The sequence below is a fragment of the Mesorhizobium sp. J428 genome (assembly GCF_024699925.1).
GTDB lineage: Bacteria > Pseudomonadota > Alphaproteobacteria > Rhizobiales > Rhizobiaceae > Mesorhizobium_A.
The window spans coordinates 48,267-69,985 of record NZ_JAJOMX010000005.1; the positions used below are offsets into that span (position 1 = coordinate 48,267).

The 21,719-nt window shown below is 61.9% G+C and carries 16 protein-coding genes and 8 pseudogenes; 11 read left to right on the forward strand and 13 right to left on the reverse strand.

Features of this window, described 5'->3' with window-relative positions:
* Window positions 1–186 precede the first annotated feature (186 nt).
* The 7 genes and pseudogenes from istB to LRS09_RS29140 form a co-directional block, all read right to left on the reverse strand.
* Window positions 187–922: pseudogene (gene istB, locus LRS09_RS29110) on the reverse strand (IS21-like element helper ATPase IstB).
* Window positions 819–2,421 (reverse strand): annotated as a pseudogene (gene istA, locus LRS09_RS29115) (IS21 family transposase). The pseudogenes istB and istA overlap by 104 nt, the downstream one beginning before the upstream one ends.
* Window positions 2,422–2,879: 458 nt before the next feature.
* Complete coding sequence (locus LRS09_RS29120; RefSeq protein ID WP_257810704.1) at window positions 2,880–3,857, reverse strand: magnesium transporter CorA family protein; 978 nt, start codon at window positions 3,855–3,857, stop codon at window positions 2,880–2,882.
* 261 nt (window positions 3,858–4,118) lie between these two features.
* The gene (locus tag LRS09_RS29125) at window positions 4,119–4,550 is read right to left on the reverse strand and encodes a cytochrome c (protein WP_257810705.1); all 432 of its coding nucleotides are present in this window, start codon (window positions 4,548–4,550) and stop codon (window positions 4,119–4,121) included.
* A 136-nt stretch (window positions 4,551–4,686) separates the two neighbouring features.
* A complete protein-coding gene (locus tag LRS09_RS29130; RefSeq protein WP_257810706.1) occupies window positions 4,687–5,121 on the reverse strand; it encodes a cytochrome c in 435 nt (144 codons plus the stop codon).
* Window positions 5,118–6,600 (reverse strand): annotated as a pseudogene (locus LRS09_RS29135) (multicopper oxidase family protein). Before LRS09_RS29135 ends, LRS09_RS29130 begins: the two are co-directional and overlap by 4 nt.
* A gap of 74 nt (window positions 6,601–6,674) precedes the next feature.
* Entirely contained in the window at window positions 6,675–7,076 is a 402-nt protein-coding gene (locus tag LRS09_RS29140) for a hypothetical protein (RefSeq protein ID WP_257810707.1), read from the reverse strand.
* Window positions 7,077–7,413: 337 nt separating this feature from the next.
* Here LRS09_RS29140 and LRS09_RS29145 point away from each other — a divergent pair, with 337 nt between their 5' ends.
* The 4 genes from LRS09_RS29145 (at window position 7,414) to LRS09_RS29160 (ending at window position 9,819) form a co-directional block, all read left to right on the forward strand.
* Entirely contained in the window at window positions 7,414–7,695 is a 282-nt protein-coding gene (locus tag LRS09_RS29145) for a metal-sensing transcriptional repressor (RefSeq protein WP_257810709.1), read from the forward strand.
* Entirely contained in the window at window positions 7,695–9,008 is a 1,314-nt protein-coding gene (locus LRS09_RS29150) for an MFS transporter (protein WP_257810711.1), read from the forward strand. The genes LRS09_RS29145 and LRS09_RS29150 overlap by 1 nt, the downstream gene beginning before the upstream one ends.
* A gap of 17 nt (window positions 9,009–9,025) precedes the next feature.
* On the forward strand, window positions 9,026–9,454 hold the full coding sequence (locus LRS09_RS29155) for a YqaA family protein (protein WP_374684963.1): 429 nt from the start codon (window positions 9,026–9,028) through the stop codon (window positions 9,452–9,454).
* Between the two features lie 128 nt (window positions 9,455–9,582).
* Window positions 9,583–9,819 (forward strand): hypothetical protein, encoded by a 237-nt coding sequence (locus tag LRS09_RS29160; RefSeq protein ID WP_257810713.1) that lies wholly within the window; start codon window positions 9,583–9,585, stop codon window positions 9,817–9,819.
* Between the two features lie 373 nt (window positions 9,820–10,192).
* On the opposite strand, the gene LRS09_RS29165 is transcribed toward LRS09_RS29160, so the two are convergent.
* From LRS09_RS29165 to LRS09_RS29185, 5 genes are all read right to left on the reverse strand, one after another.
* The gene (locus tag LRS09_RS29165) at window positions 10,193–10,843 is read right to left on the reverse strand and encodes a glutathione S-transferase family protein (RefSeq protein ID WP_257810826.1); all 651 of its coding nucleotides are present in this window, start codon (window positions 10,841–10,843) and stop codon (window positions 10,193–10,195) included.
* A gap of 512 nt (window positions 10,844–11,355) precedes the next feature.
* Entirely contained in the window at window positions 11,356–12,006 is a 651-nt protein-coding gene (locus LRS09_RS29170) for an isoprenylcysteine carboxylmethyltransferase family protein (protein WP_257810714.1), read from the reverse strand.
* 60 nt (window positions 12,007–12,066) lie between these two features.
* Entirely contained in the window at window positions 12,067–12,459 is a 393-nt protein-coding gene (locus LRS09_RS29175; RefSeq protein ID WP_257810715.1) for a hypothetical protein, read from the reverse strand.
* A 465-nt stretch (window positions 12,460–12,924) separates the two neighbouring features.
* Window positions 12,925–13,314, reverse strand: a complete 390-nt coding sequence (locus LRS09_RS29180) for a DUF305 domain-containing protein (RefSeq protein WP_374684958.1) — start codon at window positions 13,312–13,314, stop codon at window positions 12,925–12,927.
* Between the two features lie 14 nt (window positions 13,315–13,328).
* On the reverse strand, window positions 13,329–13,523 hold the full coding sequence (locus LRS09_RS29185) for a heavy-metal-associated domain-containing protein (RefSeq protein WP_257810716.1): 195 nt from the start codon (window positions 13,521–13,523) through the stop codon (window positions 13,329–13,331).
* A gap of 158 nt (window positions 13,524–13,681) precedes the next feature.
* Between LRS09_RS29185 and LRS09_RS29190 the strand changes: the two genes are divergently transcribed.
* From LRS09_RS29190 to LRS09_RS29215, 6 genes and pseudogenes are all read left to right on the forward strand, one after another.
* Window positions 13,682–16,186, forward strand: coding sequence for a heavy metal translocating P-type ATPase (locus tag LRS09_RS29190; RefSeq protein ID WP_257810717.1), 2,505 nt, complete (start codon window positions 13,682–13,684; stop codon window positions 16,184–16,186).
* Between the two features lie 53 nt (window positions 16,187–16,239).
* Window positions 16,240–16,729, forward strand: a pseudogene (gene cueR / locus LRS09_RS29195) (Cu(I)-responsive transcriptional regulator).
* Between the two features lie 22 nt (window positions 16,730–16,751).
* Window positions 16,752–17,509, forward strand: a pseudogene (locus LRS09_RS29200) (MauE/DoxX family redox-associated membrane protein).
* A 30-nt stretch (window positions 17,510–17,539) separates the two neighbouring features.
* A complete protein-coding gene (locus tag LRS09_RS29205; protein WP_257810718.1) occupies window positions 17,540–18,040 on the forward strand; it encodes a DUF305 domain-containing protein in 501 nt (166 codons plus the stop codon).
* A 41-nt stretch (window positions 18,041–18,081) separates the two neighbouring features.
* A complete protein-coding gene (locus tag LRS09_RS29210) occupies window positions 18,082–18,564 on the forward strand; it encodes a DUF411 domain-containing protein (RefSeq protein ID WP_257810720.1) in 483 nt (160 codons plus the stop codon).
* 294 nt (window positions 18,565–18,858) lie between these two features.
* A pseudogene (locus tag LRS09_RS29215) lies at window positions 18,859–19,967 on the forward strand (IS3 family transposase).
* Window positions 19,968–19,993: 26 nt separating this feature from the next.
* On the opposite strand, the pseudogene LRS09_RS29220 reads toward LRS09_RS29215, so the two are convergent.
* A pseudogene (locus tag LRS09_RS29220) lies at window positions 19,994–20,230 on the reverse strand (integrase core domain-containing protein); the annotation flags it as partial.
* Window positions 20,231–21,441: 1,211 nt separating this feature from the next.
* On the opposite strand from LRS09_RS29220, the pseudogene LRS09_RS29225 reads away from it, so the two are divergent.
* A pseudogene (locus LRS09_RS29225) lies at window positions 21,442–21,708 on the forward strand (FixH family protein); the annotation flags it as partial.
* Window positions 21,709–21,719 lie beyond the last annotated feature (11 nt).

Sequence of the window (21,719 nt, forward strand, 5' to 3'; positions counted from 1 at the left end):
CATTGTTCTCATTTTTGCAGGTCCGCCTGGAGAGAAAATTGTTGGCTGTCAATCGGCGCGCAAAGATGACCCCGCATCGGCGTCCAATATTGACCCCCTCGTAGTGCGCGACGGTGAGCGCCCGACCGGGTGGAGCTGGTCTGGGTTGCGCAGCCCGGTCGGGCGCGTCGGTGAGACTTTCCGGCTTTAGCTTTGAGTGCGGTTCTTGAAGCGCCAGGATTCGTTGCCGGTCTCGATGATCTCGCAGTGATGGGTGAGCCGGTCGAGCAGAGCGGTGGTCATCTTGGCGTCGCCGAAGACGGCCGGCCATTCCCCGAAGGCGAGGTTGGTGGTGACGATGATGGAGGTCCGCTCGTAGAGCCGGCTGATCAGGTGGAATAGGAGCTGGCCGCCGGCCTGGGCGAAGGGGAGGTAGCCGAGCTCGTCGAGCACGACGAAGTCGAGCCGGGTGAGGTAGTCGGCGATGCGTCCCTGCTTGCCGGAGCGGTGCTCGGTCTCCAGCCGGTTGACCAGATCGACGACGTTGAAGAAGCGGCCACGAGTTCCGTTGCGGATGAGTGCGCGGGCGATCGCGATGGCCAGATGCGACTTGCCCGTGCCGGTGCCACCGATGAGCACGGCGTTGCGCTGGTCGGCGACGAAGGCGCCGGTGGCGAGGTCGCGCACGAGCGTCTCGTTGACGGGAGTGCCGGGGAAGTCGAAGTCGTCGATGTCCTTGGCCAGCGGCAGCTTGGCGACGGTGAGCTGGGCATTTGATGGAGCGCGCCTGCTTCTCGGCGATCTCGGCCGACAGCAGGTCGCCGACGACCCTCGGCGGCTCATGCTGGCGCTTGATCGCAGTGGTCATGATCTCGTCGTAGGCGCTGCGCATGCCGTAGAGCTTCAGCGTTCCCATCAGGTCCAGAACCTGGGTGCGTTCCATCAGCTTGCCCTCCTGAGGCTGTCGTAGCGGGCGCAGTCGGCCTGCGGCTCGTGTCGCAGGCGAAGCGCATCCGGGGTGAGGATGGTCACGGCAGGCGCCGGATCGCGCCGGCGGGCCAGGATGTTGAGGATGACGGCGGACGAGCAGACGTTCTCGGCAAGCGCCTGCTGGCAGGCGGTCTCTACGGCAGCGAGCCCATCCGACAGCACCGCCGTCAGGATCGACACCATCTGCCGGTCGCCGTCGTCGGCAGCCTTCAGCCTGCGCCTGACCCGCTCCATCGCCGGCGGCAGTTCCCAGCCCTGGAACGGTGCACCGTTGCGCAGCGCGCCGGGCTTGCGCGCCAGCACCGGGACGTAGTGCCATGGATCGTAGACCGTCTGGTTGCGGCCGAACGAGCGGGCATGCTCACCAACGATCGTACCGTCCTGGCGCATGACGATGCGATCAGCATAGGCCTGGATCTCGACGGGCCGGCCGACCGCGGTCGACAGCACCGAGTACTTGTTGTTGTCGAAGCGCACGGTGCAGGTCTTCGTGACAGAGGCGGGAACCGTGTGGAAGCCGTCGAAAGGGCCGCGATACTCGACCAGCTTGCCGCGCTCCTCCTCGAACACGTCCCAGATGGTGCGCTCCGGCTGGTCGACATGGCGGTGGGCCTTGGCGTAGGCGACGCACTTATCGAGCAGCCAGGCGTTCAGCTCCTCGTAGCTCCTGAAGCGCAGCCGAGGCGTGAAGAAGCGCTCCCTCACCAGCCCGACCTGGTTCTCGACCTGCCCCTTCTCCCAGCCCGAGGCCGGTGTGCAGGCAACCGGCTGGACCAGATAATGGCTGCACATCTGCAGGAAGCGACGGTTATGCTGCCGCTCCTTACCGACGAAGACCGTCTCCACCGCCGTCTTCATGTTGTCGTAGATGCCGCGCGTGCAGGCGCCGCCGAAGAAGGCGAAGGCCCGGTCGTGGGCGTCGAACACCATCTCCTGCGTCTCGCGCGGATAGGCCCGCACGAACATCATGCGGCTGTGGCAGAGCCGGACATGGGCGACCTTCACGGTCACCGTCACGCCGGCGAGCAGGACGATCTCGTGGCTCCAGTCGAACTGGTAGGCTTCGCCTGGCGCGAAGAGCAGCGGCACGTAGGCCTCGGCCGTCGCCGATCCTCTCGTCTTCGCCCAGCTCCCGGCGTAGCGGCGCACGGCGTCGTAGCCGCCCTCATAGCCGAGCGCGCGCAGTTCCTCGTAGATCCGGATCAGCGTCAGTTGCTCGCGCGCCGGCTTGCCGAGATTGCCGTTCAGGAGCCCGTCGAGCTGGTCTTTCCACGGTCCGATCTTCGGCTTCGGCTGTCGCTCCCGCTCATAAGAGAACGATGTCTCGTCGGACCTCAGGATCTTGCGGACGGTGTTGCGCGACACGTGCAGCTCGCGGCAGATCCGCTTGAGCGACCACCCCTGCACATGAAAGGCACGCCGAACCCGGGCAATCGTGTCCACTGTCTTCATCCCCTCTCCACCCGCTCGCCAAAACGAACGGATGGTCGCAGATCGACTTCACGAGGGGGGGGTCAAAATTGGACGCCGATCCTCCCGCCTAGGGGGTCAAAATTGCATGCCGATTCACAAGGAAAGAGCGATAGCGAACGATGAAAGTGCGCCGGCTGCTGGCGCGCGCGTGCAGCACTTTGTCCGACGCTCCGCAGCCAATGGGGTTCTTGCGGCCCCGGGCACTGCGGACCGCTGTCGTCCCGTCAGCTTTACCTACGAGGGTCGCGCCGGCGGCGTCAAAAGCGGCCTGGGCCAACGATCGAAGCCACGCGCAGCGGAGATGAGCATGACAAGAACCCAATATTGACGCCGTCGGGCACTACGGAATGAGCCGTTGCATCGTCAAAGTGCGATAGGTGGAGCGCGAAAACCTGTTTTCTAGCAAAGACGCGACCGGCCTAATTCACGCTATGCACCTATAGCCAACCGCGTCTTTTGAAATAAAGATAGGGAAACACTGCCGAGAGCACCATCAGGCCAAGTGCCCAAGGATAGCCGAAGGTCCAATGCAATTCAGGCATGAAATCGAAGTTCATGCCATAGATTGAGGCGACCAGCGTTGGCGGCAGGAGTGCGACGGCGGCAACGGAGAATATCTTGATGATCTGGTTCTGCTCCAGATTAATCAATCCAAGCGTTGCATCGAGCAAAAAGTTGACTTTTCCGGAGAGAAAAATTGAATGCTCCCCCAGTGAGGTTGCATCACGCTGGATGAGTTCGATGCGTTGTTGGCTGTCCTTTGCCGAGCGGGCGGGTCTGCGGGCGCTATGGTAAGCGACCAGCCGCGCTGTGCTGACCAGGCTCTCCCGGACTTTCGTCAACAAGTCGCCCTTACGACCGATCTGTTCAATCAGCGACTGAAGATCGCGCGTCTTTTTGGATGCGCTCGTCGATCTATTGCGGAAAACCTCGCGTGAGATCGCATCGGCCTCGTCGCCGATTCGTTCGAGCGTGTCTGCCGCCCGGTCGATAAGCAGTTCAATGAGGCCCAGCATCACCGATTCGCCTGACATAGCGGGGGCGACACCTACTCGCTGGAACTTCAGCGGATATGTGCGAAACGGCGAAGGGTCGGCATGGCGGACCGTAACCAACGTTGGCCCTTTGACGATGAAGGTAACCGGAGCCTTGACCGGATCGTCGCTGTCGATGTTGGCAACTGCCGTCATCGTCATAAATTCGGCATCGTCTTCATCGTAAAGGCGGGCTGAGGGTTCAATCTCCGCCATTTCGTCGCGCGTTGGGATGTCAATTCCAAGATGCGCTTCGACCAGCTTCACCTCGTCAGCGTCGGGGTTAAGTAGATCGAGCCAGATAGGACCAGTGGCTTCGATCTCATGAAAGTTTTCGGCAAGCGCCAGATGGCCATTCCGGCCCGTGAAAATGCGCAGCATAACGGAGCTCCTTTCGGCAAGGCTTAAGCCCAGCCGCGGAGCCCTTCAGCTAGAAGCGCGGCACGGCTGGTGACATCGAAGGTCGAGATCGACTGTCAGGGTCCATAATTCTTTCCTGTGATCGGCAATGGTCACCTGACCATTGCACCTGCGCAATGCTGCAACTCAAAACCTCTGTCAAGCCGCATCGTGTTAGCCATCGCTCCGCCCACCGTGAGCGCCCTGTACGAGGTCTCAGCAGAAGGTCTGTCCCTTCAAGGGCTATCGAATTCCGTTCGCCCGCTGAAGCTCGCGCACATAGGCCACGATCGTAGCGACGTCGGCCCTCGTCAGACCCGGCTGAGCAGGCATGTTTCCGAATTTCCAGTGATGCGCGCGCACGCCGTTGGCGACGGCCATTTCAAAGGCGTAGTCTCCGTGGTGAGAAGGCTCGTATATCCGATGGATGAGCGGCGGGCCGGCATCGGTTCCGGCCGCGTTCTTGCCGTGGCACGCTGCACAGACGACGTTGAAACCTCGTTCTCCCATCTTTGCGGTGTCGGACAATGACGAAGGCACGACAACCGAGTATGCCGGCCCCTGGCCCGATACTCCTCTTTTGGCTTCGTCTTCCGGTCCGGCTCGGTTCCAAAGCGCAAAGCCCGCAACCGCTGCCGCGGCCACGAGGAGAGCGAAGACGTTTCTCTTGTTCATTTGTGAATCCTCATGTCTTTAGGCCGCCGATCACCCTCTCTGCCGCCATCAACCGCCGAACCCGTCGGCATGAATGTGGTGGTGGGGCAGCGCGCGATTGTGAGGCCACGAAATTGCTTTCGTGGCCTCCGGCGTGTCAGCCGTTCGAGATGCGGCGTTGGTAGTCTGCCTCTCGCTGCGGCCAGGTACTCTTGATGTAGTCGAGGACAGCCTCGATCTCGGCGGAGGTCAGAGCCTCCCGAAAGCCGGGCATGCCACTCTCGTAGCCACCGCCAACCACCGCTGCGGTCCCGTCGGTGATGATTGCGAGGAGTTGCCTGTCCGAATGATGCCAGGTGTGACCGGTCTCATCATGCGGCGGCGCCGGAAGGCGGCCGCTCGTGCCTGGGCTGCGCCAGTCGGGCTGGCCTTCGAGTTTCGTACCGTGACAGCTCGCACAGTTCGCTAGATAGACTGCCCGGCCAAGCGCGATGTGATCGCTCGCCTCCTGACCGGACCGTCCCTTTCCGACGAAGATCGCACCGGCCGCCGCCAGGAGAGTTGCGGCGACCGCGATCCAGAGCGGTTTCATGCAGCGATCCTGAGCTCGGTCATCATCCCGGTGGCCAGATGCGGCATATGATGGCAATGCAACATCCAACTCGCGGCCTCGCCGGCATCAAGGGCAACAGTGACCATCGACATCGGCGGTATGTACGGTGTCGCGGCGCGCACCTTCGAAGCGTCGCCTGTTGATGCCGACAACCTGGAATGCATGCCCATGCAGATGCATCGGATGTCCCATCATCGACATATTGTGGAACATCAGTTCCACCCGGTCGCCGCTCGTTGCGGCAATCGGCCGATGCTTGCCCCATGTTGCTCCATCGATGGTCCAGACGTAGGGCTGCATCGAGCCGCCGAGCATGATCATGTGGCTTCGATCCACCGGACGGGCGGCAAGCGTGTCGACAGCGACCAGCCGTGACTCCTGAGACAGGTCCGTGTCGAAGGCCGGGGCGTCATTCGCTGAAAGGGAACCGATCCTGTCGATCGTGGCGCCCGCGGAGGCGAGAATGATGCCGGTCCTTTCACGTTCGCCCTCCCTGAGCGCCAGAATCGGCCATGCGCGGGTCTCATTCGGAAGGTCGATCTCCAGGTCGAGACGCTGCCCCATGGCCAGCCCGAACCGCGAACCCGCGACCGGCTGGACCTCATGCCCGTCGACAGCGACGAGCCGGGCTTGTGCTTCGCCCGTGTCGATCCAGAAAGCGGTGGCTGCGGCTGCGTTGATGACACGGAGGCGAACTCGGCCGCCGCGTTCAACCTGGACGACATCGGGATCGGACAGGGTTCGGTCATTGGCGAGATAGGCATCCCAGTCGTAGTCGTTGAGATCCATCGCCATGTTACCCATATCCATGGCCATCGAGCCCATTCCCCCGGCCCCGCCCTGGTTCATTCCAGGCATGCCGCCATGGTTCATGCCTTGCATCGCGCCTGGCGTGGCGGCAGCGCCATGTCCATCAGCGCTTGCGCTAGTGATCTCTTCCAGCACTTCTTCCGGTGTCTTGAACGCGAAGTCGTGCAGGAACAGGACGACTTCCTGCCGATCGGCGGATAGGTCTTCTGCCCTCCGGACGATCAGCGGCGCGGCGAGCAATCGCATTTCCTGGATCGGCACATGGCTGTGCATCCAGTGCGTTCCGAGCTGGGGCGCGAAATCGAAGCTGCGCGTTTCACCGGGCTGAAGAAGCGGCTGCGGCATATCCGGGACGCCGTCCTGAGCGTTCGGGGGAATCTGGCCGTGCCAATGAATGATCGTGGGTTCGGCGAGATCGTTGGTCAGATCCACCCGAAATCGCTCGCCCGGATCGAGGAGCAGCCCTTGCCCGTTGGGTCCAGCGAGCCCGAAAACGGTGGCCGGTCGATTGTCTATATCGAGCGTGCGGCTGGTGGCGGCCAGGCGGATCGCAGCCGCGTCCTGGCCGTAGGCCCTGATGGGGAAATGGGATGCAGCAAGCATCGCTGCGCTGGCGGCGAGGAAGCCGCGTCGTGAAAAGGTCGTCATATTCGTCACCTCGGGACGATCTGTCCCGCCTGAAAGGTCCAATGGATCGCAGCGGGATCAGCCCCGCCGCAGGCTCAGAGGAGGCGCGATATAGGAGGGCGATCGTTCCGGCCGGGAGCTGCGGCGACGAAGACGGCATCGGGCGGGAGGGGATATTTTTGCCGCGAGCTGATTTGCTTTGCCGAAATACGCACAACCGGAAGCCAGGCCGATATTCCGGCGCAGGCGAAGGCGCATAATCCGGCATCTGCTTTGCAGGACTCTCCTTCGCTGCAAGCGGCCATCGAAGAAGAGGCTTGCTCCATGTGCTGCGTCAGCGCGGCGTGTTCCAACATCCCGGACATGCGGGTCTCGTGTGCTTGAACGGCAAAAGAAGCAGCGGCAAGCGAGATGGTTGTAACAATTATAAGCAACGCGCGAAGCATGGGCAAAGAATAGAGCCTCCCCGACCCTTTGTCCATTGATGAAGCCTGCACGTGGCCGTCCTGCTCATAGGATTGAAGCCTCTGGCATGCGGGGCGGCGCTTCGCCACCCCGACGTTGCGTCACTAGCGCAGATCCAGAGTGACGAATTTGCGCTGCATCAAATACGAAGGTATTCAATGCGAGCGAGACTGCCTTTTGAACGGCCGGCGCGCCAATCCCCATGTTTGCATAGAAGGCTGCTGGGACGTCTCTTGCGCATTAGGATTGCACATTTCCGGGTCTGCTTCATCGAGAAGATGGTCGCGTGAGTTGAACGGAGCCTGAGGGCTAAGTGTCTAAGGACAAAATGCCTTTCCATATCCTCTACGGGGGGATAGGATTTTGGACATGAATACGACTTCAAACCTTCACGAAACACATCTGCATATCGTCAAGCGCTTGAGGCGAGCCAATGGCCATCTCCTCGGCGTCATAGAGATGATCGAGGGCGGTCGGTCGTGCCTTGACATCGCCCAGCAGCTCCATGCAGTCGAGAAGGCCATCGCGCAGGCGAAGCGAACGCTGATTCACGATCATCTCGATCATTGCCTTGAGGAAGCAGTCGGGCCTCTTCCGCGCGAAAAGCGCGGTTCGGTCGACGAGTTCAAGGAAATCGCGAAGTATCTGTGATGTTGGCGATCCTCCAGAACCGGACCTATCGCCATCTCTTTCTCGCCCAGGTCATCGCGCTAGTCGGGACGGGCCTCGCCACGGTCGCGCTTGGCCTGCTCGCATTCGAGTTGGCAGGGGCGGAGGCCGGTGCCGTGCTTGGAACTGCGCTCGCCATCAAGATGATCGCCTATGTGGCCGTCGCGCCGATAGCCTCGGCTTTCGCCGAACGCGTGCCGCGTCGCGCTATGTTGGTGGCGCTCGATCTCGTGCGTGCGGCCGTAGCTGTGCTTCTGCCTTTTGTAACCGAGATCTGGCAGGTCTATGCCCTGATTTTCGTCCTGCAATCGGCCTCGGCCGCCTTCACACCCACCTTCCAGGCGACGATCCCCGATATCTTGCCGGAAGAAAAGGAGTATACGCGCGCGCTGTCGCTTTCCAGGCTCGCCTATGATCTGGAGAGCGTGGTCAGTCCCATGCTGGCGGCAGCACTTCTCGCATTCATCTCCTTCCACAACCTGTTCGTCGGCACGGTGGTCGGCTTTTTGATCTCGGCCGCGCTGGTCGTGTCGGTGGTGCTGCCCAGTCCGAAGCCCGCGCAGCCGCGCGCCATCTATGACCGTACAACGAGGGGTATCCGGATCTACCTGGCGACGCCGCGCTTGCGCGGCTTGCTGGCGATCAACCTTGCCGTTGCCTCGGCCGGCGCGCTGGTAATCGTCAATACGGTGGTCTACGTGCAGGCAGCCTTCGGCCTTGACAATCAGGCGACGGCGCTGGCGCTGGCCGCCTTCGGTGGTGGCTCGATGGTCGCGGCTCTGGTGTTGCCGAGGCTGCTGGAGTCCGTGCCCGACCGCACCGCAATGCTGGCGGGCGCTTCGCTGCTCGCCGCCGGAACGCTGGCTGCGGCCGCACTTCCGGGTTTTGGCGGGCTGGTCCCGCTCTGGTTCGTGCTCGGTCTTGGCTATTCGACGGCACAGACGCCTTCCGGCCGACTGCTCCGTCGGTCGTCGAACCCCGAGGACCGCCCTGCCCTCTTCGCTGCACAGTTCGCGCTTTCCCATGCCTGCTGGCTGCTTGCGCACCCGCTCGCTGGATGGGCTGGTGCTGCACTCGGTCTGCCTTACACGGCCGTCATACTTGCGGCAGTGGTCGCGGTCGCCATCGCGAGCAGCGTTACCCTCTGGCCCGCTGCTGATCCCGAGGTCGTGGCGCATAGTCACGACGATCTCCCGGCCGGTCATCCGCACCTTATGGAGGCCGGGCAAGACCATCGCCACGCTCATGCTTACGTGATTGACGATATGCACATTGCATGGCCGCGTGAGCGCTGACGAGAAGCGTGGAAGATCTGTTCTCACTGGCCGGACTGTTCGCCATCGCCTTCGTCGCCGCCACGATCTTGCCGGCTCAATCCGAAATCGCTCTGGTCGGGCTCCTGATCGTGGGAAAGCAAGCTCCGATCACATTGCTGATCGTAGCGACGGTCGGCAATGTGCTCGGCTCTGTCGTCAACTGGCTGCTGGGCCGCTGGATCGAGCATTTTCGTCAAAGGCGCTGGTTCCCTGTGAGTGAACATGCGCTCGCCCGGGCGACAGGCTGGTATCGGCGATGGGGCCGATGGAGTCTTCTGTTGTCCTGGGCGCCCATAGGCGGCGACGCACTGACTGTGGCAGCCGGCGTGTTACGCGAACCATTCTGGAGCTTCCTACTACTGGTCACGATAGCCAAGGCAGGTCGCTATGTCGCTCTTGCTGCCATAACGCTGGGGCTTTTCTGAGATGCGCGAACAACAACGGAACCCCTTTCTCCTGACGGTTTGGGCCTTCTCAAAGCGGTCGTTGACGCAACCGCTTCTGGTCACATCTCTTTGGCAGTCACCGCGCCCATGAGATGGCAGAGAAGCGGATGGTCAAGCTCGATGAGCAGATCGCGGAACTACAGCGCTCCCGGCAGAGCTTGCAACTGCTGGCAATGCAATGTGTGGACGGGAAATCTATTCCTGTCCGATCCTTGCCGCGTTCGATGTCTAATTCACCGGCTGTCGCACAACTCCTGACTTTCGGCACATCGCGGCTCGGATTCCGGGCTGCTGCGGACGTGACGCAGATTTTAGGACTTGCGCAGCAAGCGCGAACGGGCTGAGCGCCAGAGGAAAACCGACACGGATACGATGATCCAGGCAACGGCAATGCCAACAAGGTTGGGAAAGATGTCAACAACGCGGGGATTGTGGCCGATTACCGTGGTCTGAACCAGTTCCCAGAACACGCCCACAAGAAAAGTCAGCACGACAGCAAGCCAGATGCGCGCGTAGCCGGTTGCGATGCGGCGAGAACGAACAGCATAGCCATGGAGGCTATGTGCGGCGCCTTGGTCAGGGCATTGGCGAGTGCCTCGAACGTAACCGTGAAGTCCATCTGTGGGGAACGGCGACCCTCAGGAGCCCGGTTGGCAGCCCAAATGCTGGCCAGAGCGAGGGCCGCAAAAGGCAGGACGCGAAGAACGGTTAGAACTTTCATCGCGACGCGCCGGTGAACACCGCCAATTGAGCGGCGAAAGCGCGCTTATGCGCCGGCCGCGCTTCTGCACGGGCGACATAGGCGGAAAGGTTCGCAAATTCCTCCAATATTTCCGACCCCTGCAACCTTTGCAGCACATGCACCATCAGAAGGTCGCCAGCGCTGAAATCGCCATCGAGCCACTCGCTGTCGTCCAGGCGCGCGGAAAGTTGATTTAACCGTTCGCGAATGCGTTCATCGACCATCTCGAAGCGCTCGCCCTGCCAGCTCTTGCCTTCCTCGAAGTTCTCGACGACGTCGCGATCGACGATCGGCGGCTCCACCGTATCGAGCGCAGCGAACATCCACATGATCGCACGCGCCCGCCCATTCGCATCCGCCGGCAGCAGGCCCGGAAAGCGCTCTGCGATATGAAGCACGATCGCGCCTGACTCGAACAGCGTGAGATCACCTTCCTCATAAGTCGGTATCTGCCCGAACGGATTGCGTGCCAAATGCGCGGGTTCCCTGAATGTGCTCCACGGAGCGAGCCGCACCTCGTAAGGCTGGTCCACTTCCTCCAGCGCCCAGCGCACACGCATGTCCCTCGCCAGTCCCTGGCCGCGATCCGGCGAGCTTTCATCAAAGGCCGTAATCGTAATAGTCATCGCGTTTTCCTCTGTTGTGGCGGGCCGGTTGGCTGTCTTCACCGTAACGACGAACGATCCAATCCGAATCCGACAAATCGTGCGGACACCTTCCACCTCTGAAGCATGACAACTTTGTCGGCCTTGCCGCGTTGGCAAGCACGATTCCAGGTCGCGAGAGGCTCATTTCACTTGTCTGTTTCGGCGCTGGCGGTGTGGTTGGCGGTTGTTGAGGGCGGGACAGATGCGAGTGGTCGTGTAACGCGGGCATGCTTACGCAACTGGGCGTGTCTGCGGCTGTCGATACTATTCGGTGTTTCTCCTGTGACAGTTCTCGTCGTCATGCTAAGTTGACCGTTCCTCTTCATCCGCGCATGACGATAATGCCGGGTACTCTTGCCGGTATTGCTCTGGGGAAGGTGGGTCACTGGTCTGATTCCGGCATTTGATTTACTGGCCGGTCCTCAATTCCTTGTCTGGGGAGGCGCTCGCTCGTGACGTGGGGGCTAGAAAAGCCTGCGTAGGCGCCCGACTCAGCGAGGCAATACGAGGCGCAGGGCGAGTTCCCGTAGATTGGGAAAGAACATCGGGACCCGTGCCTGATAGTCGCGATATACCGATCCGAACTCGGCAACGAGCGCCCGTTCCTCGTGTCTTGCCAGGTTGAGGCATAAGAGCAGGATAATGGGCGCGAGAACGACTGTGAGGATTGTCGGCCAGTTTATCAGCTCGCCCAGAACGATGAGAAAGATGCCAGTATACTGGGGATGCCGCATCACGCTGTAGACGCCCGTATCAACGTGTCGTTGGTCCGACAAGTAGATGCGGACCCAGCCTTTGACGACAAGAAGGGCGCCCACGGTAAGAATGGCGTATCCGACGATTGCCTCGATGACGGCGCCTGCCTCTCCCGCGCCGAGCAACGCAGACCAGAGGTGACCGTTCGACGGAGCGAAGGGAAATTGAAACGGAAGCGGGCCACCTAGGAGGTAGAGCGTCAGCGGGAACCCATACATCTCGGCATAGAGCGCTATGATGAAGGCTTGGACGACCCCGGCGCCGGTCCATTCGCGCCAACCTGAGGGTGCCAGGAAGTGATAGAGGGCCCAGGACATCACGGCGATGATGAGCAGGGCGTAGGGCCAAAGGTCGAGCCCGGCCCATTGGACAGGCGTACCGATCATCGAAGTTGGGTTCCTAAGCGGCTTACGGGGCCTCTCTTCCGAGACGCGATTTCGATTGCATCACAGCCCCTCGATCGCTGGGCTGTGCAGCCGGGACCGTCCTTTCGAGCGCTCGGAAGAACGCAACGTCCACTCGCGAGCCAGGGCAAAAGCCGTGACGACGACGCCCAGCAGGGCAAGATACAGGCGCAGCGGCTCATAATAAGTCATCAGCGCGCTCGCGCCGAACAAGAGCAGAAGCACCTTGTTGCAAACTGGGCATGCGATGCCGAGGAAGCTGAGCACGCCGCCGACGCCCGCGGTCCGGATCGAGCACGTCGGTCGCCAGATGGTGGCATAAAGCCCGAGTAGAATGGACTGCAGTCCAAGGAGAACGATTTCCCACCCGCCCGCAGGTGTCATCCGGATGAACAGTGGATTTGGCCATAGGGCAGAGACGGTGCCCAGCACCACGAAGGACAGGGTTCCAACTCCGACGGCTAAACTCGTCGAATAGATTTGGGGCCAGCGAGGCGCAACCATAATCTCGTCCCTTTACTATTCCGATGAGCGCGGTGCCTGATCCCATCGACTTCGGTGACACTCTCACGCACAGAGCCGAATGGAATATGCCCACCGGGCGATGTTTGCATTTTACGACGTTCCAGCGTGGCAAGGTCAAGCTTCATTCACGAAGGATCCTAGTCGGGTCGTCTGCTTGGTTCGTTGAGAAATCCTGTTTGGGAAATCAGGGGTTTGAATCGGCAGGACAAGCTCTTCAGAACTGCCGACCCACCGTCACGCAGTCCGGCGTGAGGCGTCAAAGCATTGGCTGTCCTTGCCCAGGCTGTGTCTTGGACGAGGATGCGCCCCACCCATTTTGAAACGCTGAGTGGCGGCGAGGTTTGCCGACGTGTGGACTGTGGCGCGCTCGCCGAGTTACTGCCCTCGATCCGAAAGCCACTTCTGTATCGTCGCGATCTCGCTCTCCTGCGCCTTGATCACTTCTTCTGCGAGTTTCTTCACCTCTGGGTCCTCTCCATATTGGAGAACCACCTTTGCCATATCGATCGCCCCCTGATGGTGCGGGATCATGCCGCGCATGAAGTCCACATCGGGATCGCCGGAGTAGTCCATCACCATGTTTTGCTGCATACGCTGCATTGCTTCGGTGTAGCCTTTTACCGCAGCATTGTCTGACTCCGACATGTCCATCTGCGACATGTCGTGCCCTGGCATCGGACCCATGTTCATCTGGCCTTGAGCGATTGCCAAGCCGCCTGCGACAGCAACCGCTCCGACGATAAATGCGATGGTCAGCTTTTTCATTCGGTTTGACCTCTTCATGTCGTCGTTGCGGGGTAACCCGCTTTTGCAAGCGCCTGCTCTACTTGTGCTGCGCTGGCTGTGGTTTCGACCTTGACCTTCCGCGTTGCCGGGTTGGGCTCCACTTTGGCGTCGGGGTCAACGCCCTGGATGGCCTTGGTGACAGACCTTGCGCAACCGCCGCAGGTCATGCCTTCGATCCGAAGTTCCATAGAAATGCTCCTTTACTTGATCTCCTGCTGCATAGATGGGGTTTCCAACGGTTGTAAGGTCAAGGTCGCCGGAGCAGAAAATTGCTCTTGACCTTCCCATCGTTGGAAGCCGCAAGTTGTGCGGCAGTTTGAACTCGAACAAGCGAAGGGAGGCCAAAATGAACGCCCCCATCCGCGCCACGGATCTTGTCGGCGCATCGATTTCCCTGCCCATCGAGGGCATGACCTGCGCATCCTGCGTCGGACGGGTCGAACGCGCGCTCAAAGCCGTCCCTGGCGTCGAGACCGCGTCGGTGAATCTGGCGACCGAGCGCGCCAGCGTGATCACCCAAGCCGGTGTTGCGCGCGCCGACCTCGTCAAGGCGGTCGAGGGGGCGGGATACTCCGTCCTCGAGAAAGTTCCCGTCTCGGCGCCGCTGCAGTTGTCCATCGAGGGCATGACTTGCGCCTCCTGTGTCGGCCGGGTCGAGCGCGCCCTGCGAGATGTCCCTGGCGTAGCGGACGCGATAGTCAATCTTGCGACCGAGAAAGCGACCGTTCGCGGGTCAGCCGACGCGGCCGAGTTGATCGCCGCGATCGAAGCGGTCGGCTATGAGGCGAGACTCCATACCCAAGTCACGACCGGCATTCAGGAAAGTGTGGCGGACGATCAGACCGCCCGAAAGGAAGCGGAACGGCGCGGCCTGAGCCGCGACGTCACGCTTGCGGCCGTTCTTACCGCGCCCGTGTTCGTGCTCGAGATGGGCGCACATCTGATCCCCGGCGCGCACGACTTGATCGTCGCGACGATCGGCATGCAGTGGAGTTGGTATATTCAGTTCGCCCTGACCACGATCGTCCTTTTCGTTCCCGGCATCCGCTTCTACGACAAGGGCCTGCCGGCGCTGTGGCGGCTGACGCCGGACATGAACTCGCTGGTCGCCGTCGGCACGCTGGCCGCCTATGGGTACTCGCTGGTCGCCACCTTCGCGCCCGGCTTACTGCCGGCCGGCACCATCAACGTCTATTACGAGGCCGCCGCCGTCATCGTCACCCTGGTCCTGCTCGGGCGCCTGCTCGAGGCGCGGGCGAAGGGACGCACGTCCGAGGCCATCAAGCGCCTTGTCGGCCTTCAGGCGAGGACCGCCAGGGTGCGTCGCAACGGACAGGTAGCCGATCTGCCGATCGAGAGGGTCGTGGCCGGCGACGTCATCGAGGTCAGGCCTGGCGAACGGATCCCGGTCGACGGCGAGGTGGTCGAAGGCGACAGCTTCGTCGATGAATCGATGATCACGGGCGAGCCGATGCCGGTCGCCAAGGCCACAGGGGCCGGCGTCGTGGGCGGCACGGTCAACCAGACCGGCGCCTTCGCCTTTCGCGTCACGGCCGTCGGCGGCGACACCGTCCTCTCCCGCATCATCCGCATGGTCGAGGAGGCGCAGGGCTCCAAGCTGCCGATCCAGGCCCTGGTCGATCGGGTGACAATGTGGTTCGTGCCGGTGGTGATGGCGCTGGCCGCGCTGACCTTCGCCGCCTGGCTCGCGTTCGGGCCGTCGCCGGCGCTAAGCTTTGCGCTGGTCAATGCGGTCGCTGTCCTCATCATCGCCTGCCCCTGCGCTATGGGGCTCGCCACCCCGACCTCGATCATGGTCGGAACCGGCCGTGGCGCCGAACTCGGCGTCCTGTTCCGCAAAGGCGAGGCGCTGCAGGCGCTTAAGGATGCGCGCGTCGTCGCACTCGACAAGACCGGTACGCTGACTGCGGGCAAGCCGGCCCTGACCGACATGGAGCTGCGGGAAGGCTTCGAGCGCGCCGATGTCCTCGCGCTGCTTGCCGCGATCGAGACGCGTTCGGAACACCCGGTCGCCCGGGCGCTGGTCGATGCCGCAGAAGCGGAAAGCCTCGCGCAGCCCGCCGTCTCGCGCTTCGAGGCCGTCCCGGGTCTCGGCGTCAAGGCGCTGGCCGGAGACCGGCCGGTCGAGATCGGCGCCGATCGCTATATGGCCGAGCTCGGCCACGACGTGGCCGTCTTCGCCGAAGTCGCCGGGCGCCTCGCCGACGAGGGCAAGTCGCCGCTCTATGCCGCGATCGACGGCCGGCTTGCGGCGATCCTGGCGGTCGCCGACCCGATCAAGGAGACGACGCCGGCCGCGATCCGCGCCCTGCACGATCTCGGCCTCAAGGTCGCGATGATCACTGGCGACCATGCGCGCACCGCCCGGGCTATCGCGGCGCGGCTGGGGATCGACGAGGTCGTCGCCGAGGTGATGCCGGACGGCAAGGTGGAGGCTGTGCGCCGCCTGAAGGTGCAGCATGGCAGGCTCGCCTTCGTCGGCGACGGCATCAACGACGCGCCGGCCCTGGCCGAGGCCGATATCGGCCTGGCCATCGGCACAGGCACGGATATCGCCATCGAGGCGGCCGATGTCGTGCTGATGTCGGGCAGCCTGCTGGGCGTGCCGAACGCCATTGCGCTCTCCAAGGCGACGATCGGCAACATCCGGCAGAACCTGTTTTGGGCCTTTGTCTACAATGCGGCGCTGATCCCGGTGGCGGCGGGCGTGCTTTATCCGGCCTTCGGGCTTCTGCTGTCGCCGATCTTCGCCGCAGGCGCCATGGCGCTGTCGAGCGTGTTCGTGCTGGGCAACGCGTTGCGGCTACGCCGTTTCAAGGCAGCGCATTGAAAAGGTAATGGCGAGGTTGCCGCGACCTTCGCTGACGGGAAAGACAGGGCAAGATGAACATCGGACAGGCATCGAAGGCGTCGGGCGTCTCAGCCAAGATGATCCGTTATTATGAGCAGACCGGCCTCATTGCGCGCGCCGACCGCACGGCATCGGGGGTACCGCGACTACTCCGACGGGGATGTCCATGTGCTGCGCTTCATTCGGCGAGCCCGGGATCTTGGGTTCGCGGTGACAGATATCTCTGAGCTTCTCGGCCTGTGGCGCGACGACACCAGGCAGAGTGTCGAGGTCAAGCGCCTGGCGCAGGGCCACATCGAGGAACTCAAGAAGAAGATCAGGGCACTGCAGGACATGACTCACACGCTGACCAGCCTGGTCAATGCCTGCCATGGCGATGATCGGCCGCACTGCCCGATCATCGAACGCCTCGAAACCGACGACGTCAACGAAGACATCTCGCTCGAGCCGCGTCGTGGTGCGGTCGCGTCGGGTTCTCCGGCAGCCATCAATCCTCGCCGACAGGCCTCCAGGCAAAACTGAGAACCGACCGGAGAGTGTGTGAATGACGTCCTCGACCAAACGCGCGGAACTGCATCGGATGGTGACCGCCGAGCACACCTGCCCCTGGGGGCTGAAGGCGCTCGACCTGCTGCAACGCGAGGGCTACCAGGTCGACGATCACAAGCTCACCAACAGGCAGGAGATCGACGCCTTCAAGCAGAAGCACGGCGTCGACACGACGCCGCAGGCCTTTATCGACGGCAGGAGGATCGGCGGCTATGACGATCTCGTCCGCTTCTTCGGCAAGATGGTCAAGGACAAGGACCCGTCACCTATACGCCGGTGATCGCGCTTTTCGCCATGGCGGCGCTGATGGCGCTGGCCGCGAGCTGGGCCGCATTCGGCATGGTGATGCCGGTGCAAACGGCCGAGTGGTTCATCGCCATCGCGATGTGTCTGCTGGCGCTGCAAAAACTCAAGGACGTTGACGGCTTCGCCACGATGTTCCTCAATTATGACTTGCTTGCGCAGCACTGGGTGCGTTACGCGAGCATCTACCCTTTCGCGGAAGCCCTGGCAGGGCTGCTGATGCTCGGGGGCGTGCTGATGTGGCTGTCCATTCCGGTAGCGCTGTTCATCGGCGGCATCGGAGCGATCTCGGTGTTCAAGGCGGTCTATATCGACAAGCGCGAGCTCAAATGCGCCTGCGTTGGCGGCGACAGCAATGTTCCGCTAGGCTTCGTCTCGCTTACCGAAAATCTGATGATGGTCGGCATGGCGATCTGGATGATCCTCGAGCCGGCTGGTCTGGGCCACTGATCAAAACCGAAATCCCAACGGAGAGAACTCATGACCCATAGTGACCACGCCATGTCGAAATCGCCGGGCAAGGAGCACGGTTCGCACGGCCGACCCTATCTTATGTTCTGGCTGAACATGCTTCTCGGCCTCGCCGTCATGTACATCGTCATGTTCTCGATGATCGACGGCTGGATCGACTTCCGCAACAATCTCAATATGTTCTACATGGCCGTCACGATGTGGGCGCCGATGGGCATCTTCATGCTGGCGACGATGCCCGGCATGTTCCCGAAACGTAGCCTCAACATCGCGCTCTACGTGGCGTTCGTGGTGCTGACGGCGGGCTCATTCTGGGCGACGCGCAGCCAGGCCGGCATTGATGATCGCCAGTTCGTCGCTTCGATGGTCCCCCACCATTCGGGGGCGATCCTCATGTGCCGGGAGGCCAACCTCACCGATCCCGAGCTCGTCACGTTGTGCCAGAACATCACCAGGACCCAGCGCGAGGAGATCGAGCAGATGGACAGGATTGCGGAGCGGCTCCGCTAGGTCACCGCCTTTTGGGGCCGCCGCGTGCGGAACGAGAGCACATGACACCAGAACAGGAGATCAAGATGATAGTCACCCGCCGCTCGATGATGATGCTTGCGACGGCCGGCGCCGCTGCGACGCTGATGCCGCGAGGCGCCGGGGCGCAAGTCGAGATACCGCAAATGGAGGTGGCGCGCTCGGCGGCCTGCGGATGCTGCGGCGCCTGGGTCGAGCATGTCCGGCGTGCCGGCTTCGTTATGCGAGAGACCGTTCGGGAAGACCTCGATGTCGTCAAAGCCGAACTGGGCGTACCGAGCGATCTGCAGTCCTGCCATACCGCTACGATCGGCGGCTTTGTGATCGAAGGCCACGTCCCGGCGGCGGAGATCCTTCGGCTACTCGAGGAGCGACCGGCGGCCACCGGTCTCGCGGTAGCAGGCATGCCGGCGGGCTCTCCCGGCATGGAGGTCGCGGGAGAGAAGGACGTCTACGAGGTCGTGCTGTTCGGAAAAGCCGGCCGGCAGGTTTTCGCTCGCTACTGAGCATTAGCCGATCTCCCAGCGCGTCGGGCCCCTGGCACAGTCGGCGCGTCGTGGCGCTTGTTGCACCCTCAGCTAATGCGCATACCGACGGTTCACGACCAATTTCTGCAGGAAGGTTTCAAAGTTTACGAAAAATTTAGCTTAATCAACGCTTTCGAAAACGGCTCATTCCCTCAAGAAACGATCGCGATAAATAATCGGCTTCAGCCTTCTATTTGAGCGTCTGGAGCCTCGCTGACGTTGCCCCCTGGAATGCCCTCGGTTTGAACTGGACTCCGTCGAAAGGAGACGGAGATGAAGAGAAGCCGGTTCACGGAAGACCAGATCATCGGCGTGCTGAAGGAGCACCAGGCGGGAATCCCGACGGCAGAGCTGTGCCGCAAACACGGGATCTCGGAGGCGACCTTCTACAACTGGCGTAATCGCTATGGCGGCATGGAAGTGTCGGACGCCCGGCGGCTGAGGAGCCTCGAGGACGAGAACCGGCGGCTGAAGAAGCTACTAGCGGAATCTATGCTGGACGTCGCGACGCTGAAGGAAGCACTGGGAAAGTTCTGACGCCCAGGACAAGGAAGCGCTTCGTGGCCTGGGCGATCGAAGAGAAGTGCTACTCGCAGCGGCGTGCCTGCAGTCTGGTCGGGCTCGACCCGAAGACCTATCGCTATGCGTCGCGGCGACCGGACGATGCCGCGGTGCGGGCGCGGCTGAAAGAGCTGGCGCTTGAGCGGCGTCGGTTCGGCTATCGGCGGCTGCTCATCCTTCTGCGGCGCGAGGGCATCGAACTGAACCACAAGAAGCTGTTCCGGCTATACCGGGAGGAGCGGCTGACGGTGAAGAAGCGCGGCGGCCGCAAGCGGGCGCTGGGCACGCGGGCGCCGATGACGCTGCCGCAGGGAGCAAACCAACGATGGAGCCTGGACTTCGTATCCGACATGCTCGCCGATGGCAGACGCTTCCGCGTCCTGGTGGTGGTCGACGACTTCACTCGGGAGTGCCTGGCACTCGTGGTCGACACGTCACTGTCGGGCATGCGGGTGGCGCGGGAACTGGACGCCATCGTCGAGACGCGCGGCCGACCGCTGATGATCGTCTCCGACAACGGCACCGAGCTGACGTCGCGGGCGATCCTGCAGTGGCAGGAGGACAACCGCGTCGAGTGGCACTACATCGCGCCGGGCAAGCCGACCCAGAACGGCTTCGTCGAAAGCCTGAACGGCCGCTTGCGCGACGAATGCCTCAACGAGCACCTGTTCCGCGGCATGGCAGCGGCACGCCGCATCATTGAAGAGTGGAGGATCGACTACAACGAGCACCGGCCACACACGAGCCTGCGTGGCCTCACCCCGAACGAGTTTGCAAACCGGTCCAGATCGGACCACAAGGAGAACAGAGTCCAGTTATGAATGAGGGCTGATCGGGGGCAACGTCACATATTTTCGGCCACATCGGTAAGCGTCAGGAACCAGTGGGCGTTCAAGCGCTCCGCCCGGAAGCGGCCATTGAAGGCCTCAATGTAAGCGTTGTCAGTAGGCTTCCCCGACCGCTGAAGTCGAACCGTCACCTCTTTTGCATAGGCCCAGAGATAGAGGTCGCGCGAGATGAACTCCGAACCCTGGTCGACGCGGATCGTCTTCGGATAGCCGACCGTCGGGCAGACCCGCTCCAGCGCCGGCAGCGGATGTAGAGATCGCGAAGGCGGTCGGTCTTTACACGATCATTCGGCCGACGCGGCATTGAGGACGGCAAGATCACAACGCAGTCGATCCCGAGACGCTTCAAGAAGGGGTAAATCACGAATCCGCAAGGGCCAGATCCGTAGCAGACCTTCAGCGTCGCGCCGTCCTTGCCGATGCTCGCTAGAGCTTTGGCGAGGGCATCGCCATTGTTGGGAACAGCTCCGAAGAACCGCACGTCCCGATCGCTTCCCTCATCGGCAACCGCGATCGAGATCGTGTCCCGGCGAACATCAAGGCCGATGTATTTCGGCATAATCGACATGGCTTCTTCCTTCCGTTGCACATTTTCCAATGCACAATATCCAGAAACCCCGGCACACGGGACAAGTGACCATCATAGGGTTTCTAGAATTCGGCTTTAAGGGCGTACGAATCATTGAAAGTAAAATATACTTCGGAGCGGGACGTGCTCTCTCGTCATATCCGCTATTACCCAGGTAGCCATCAAAGAGGCGCGATCGCAGCCGACCTATGATAGCTGAACCCTTCGGACGAACGCCGGCAGCCTTGTCTCTCAACTGAATTCGAGCGATCGTTTGCTTTGTTTGCGGCGATCAGTCCCCCTTTTCTGACATGGATTTGATTCTCGCCATCTTTTCTTGCGCCGCACAATGTGAGAGGTTGCGCGCGTGATATTTTGGCCCTTGCTTCTCCGACTGCTCTCGATCCTGGCGGTCCTGAGCCTTCTGACCGCGCCGATGGCTGCTCCATCGGCCGCGGCGATGATGGCTGCCGAGCCGATGGCGGCGATGGCAGACATGCAAGGCAGGTCAGAGGACATGCCTTGCTGTCCGCAACAGAAGCAGTCACTGCCGGATTGCCAAAAGTCATGCCCGCTGGCGACTTTGTGCGTGGCCAAATGTTTCCCGAACGCGCCAACTGTCAAAGCATCTTATTTGGCCATTTTAGTGCCCCGGATCTTGCTCATGCCGTGGGATGACGCCGCGCGCGATCTCCTGGCCGAGCCGCCCCCTCCACGACCTCCCAGAACCTGAGTTTATCGCCGGCTCGTTGTGAGCCGTTTGCCGCCGTGCGCTCGTCTGCCGTGCGGCGAAGCCCCGTGGCTTGTCGCCATGGGCCAGCCGTGCACCTGCGCGGATCAATGATGAAACTTGGGAATTGAACAATGACGTTTTTTGCAATGAAGCGCACCTCCTCCGCGGTGTTGATCGGTCTTGCGGTTGCGGGCCTTTCCTCCAACTCCTGGGCCGGGATTCAGGACTACGAGTTCCAGCTTGTCCAGCCTGAGATCAAGCAAGGCAATGCGGCCGTGATCGCGGTGCGCCTGGTCGACAAGCGCTCGGGCAAAGCCGTGCCGGATGCGGTGATCTTCGCTCAGCGTGTCGATATGGCGCCTGATGGGATGGAGATGATGGCGGCGCCGATCGAAGTGCTCCCCTCGACCGAGCCCGGCGTCTA

Coding starts and splice junctions, on each gene's coding strand:
- LRS09_RS29120 (WP_257810704.1), bottom strand. CDS start 3,857: ATGCTGCGCATTTTCACGGGCCGGAATGGCCATCTGGCGCTTGCCGAA.
- LRS09_RS29125 (WP_257810705.1), bottom strand. CDS start 4,550: ATGAACAAGAGAAACGTCTTCGCTCTCCTCGTGGCCGCGGCAGCGGTT.
- LRS09_RS29130 (WP_257810706.1), bottom strand. CDS start 5,121: ATGAAACCGCTCTGGATCGCGGTCGCCGCAACTCTCCTGGCGGCGGCC.
- LRS09_RS29145 (WP_257810709.1), top strand. CDS start 7,414: ATGAATACGACTTCAAACCTTCACGAAACACATCTGCATATCGTCAAG.
- LRS09_RS29150 (WP_257810711.1), top strand. CDS start 7,695: ATGTTGGCGATCCTCCAGAACCGGACCTATCGCCATCTCTTTCTCGCC.
- LRS09_RS29160 (WP_257810713.1), top strand. CDS start 9,583: ATGGTCAAGCTCGATGAGCAGATCGCGGAACTACAGCGCTCCCGGCAG.
- LRS09_RS29165 (WP_257810826.1), bottom strand. CDS start 10,843: ATGACTATTACGATTACGGCCTTTGATGAAAGCTCGCCGGATCGCGGC.
- LRS09_RS29170 (WP_257810714.1), bottom strand. CDS start 12,006: ATGATCGGTACGCCTGTCCAATGGGCCGGGCTCGACCTTTGGCCCTAC.
- LRS09_RS29180 (WP_374684958.1), bottom strand. CDS start 13,314: ATGAAAAAGCTGACCATCGCATTTATCGTCGGAGCGGTTGCTGTCGCA.
- LRS09_RS29185 (WP_257810716.1), bottom strand. CDS start 13,523: ATGGAACTTCGGATCGAAGGCATGACCTGCGGCGGTTGCGCAAGGTCT.
- LRS09_RS29190 (WP_257810717.1), top strand. CDS start 13,682: ATGAACGCCCCCATCCGCGCCACGGATCTTGTCGGCGCATCGATTTCC.
- LRS09_RS29205 (WP_257810718.1), top strand. CDS start 17,540: ATGACCCATAGTGACCACGCCATGTCGAAATCGCCGGGCAAGGAGCAC.
- LRS09_RS29210 (WP_257810720.1), top strand. CDS start 18,082: ATGACACCAGAACAGGAGATCAAGATGATAGTCACCCGCCGCTCGATG.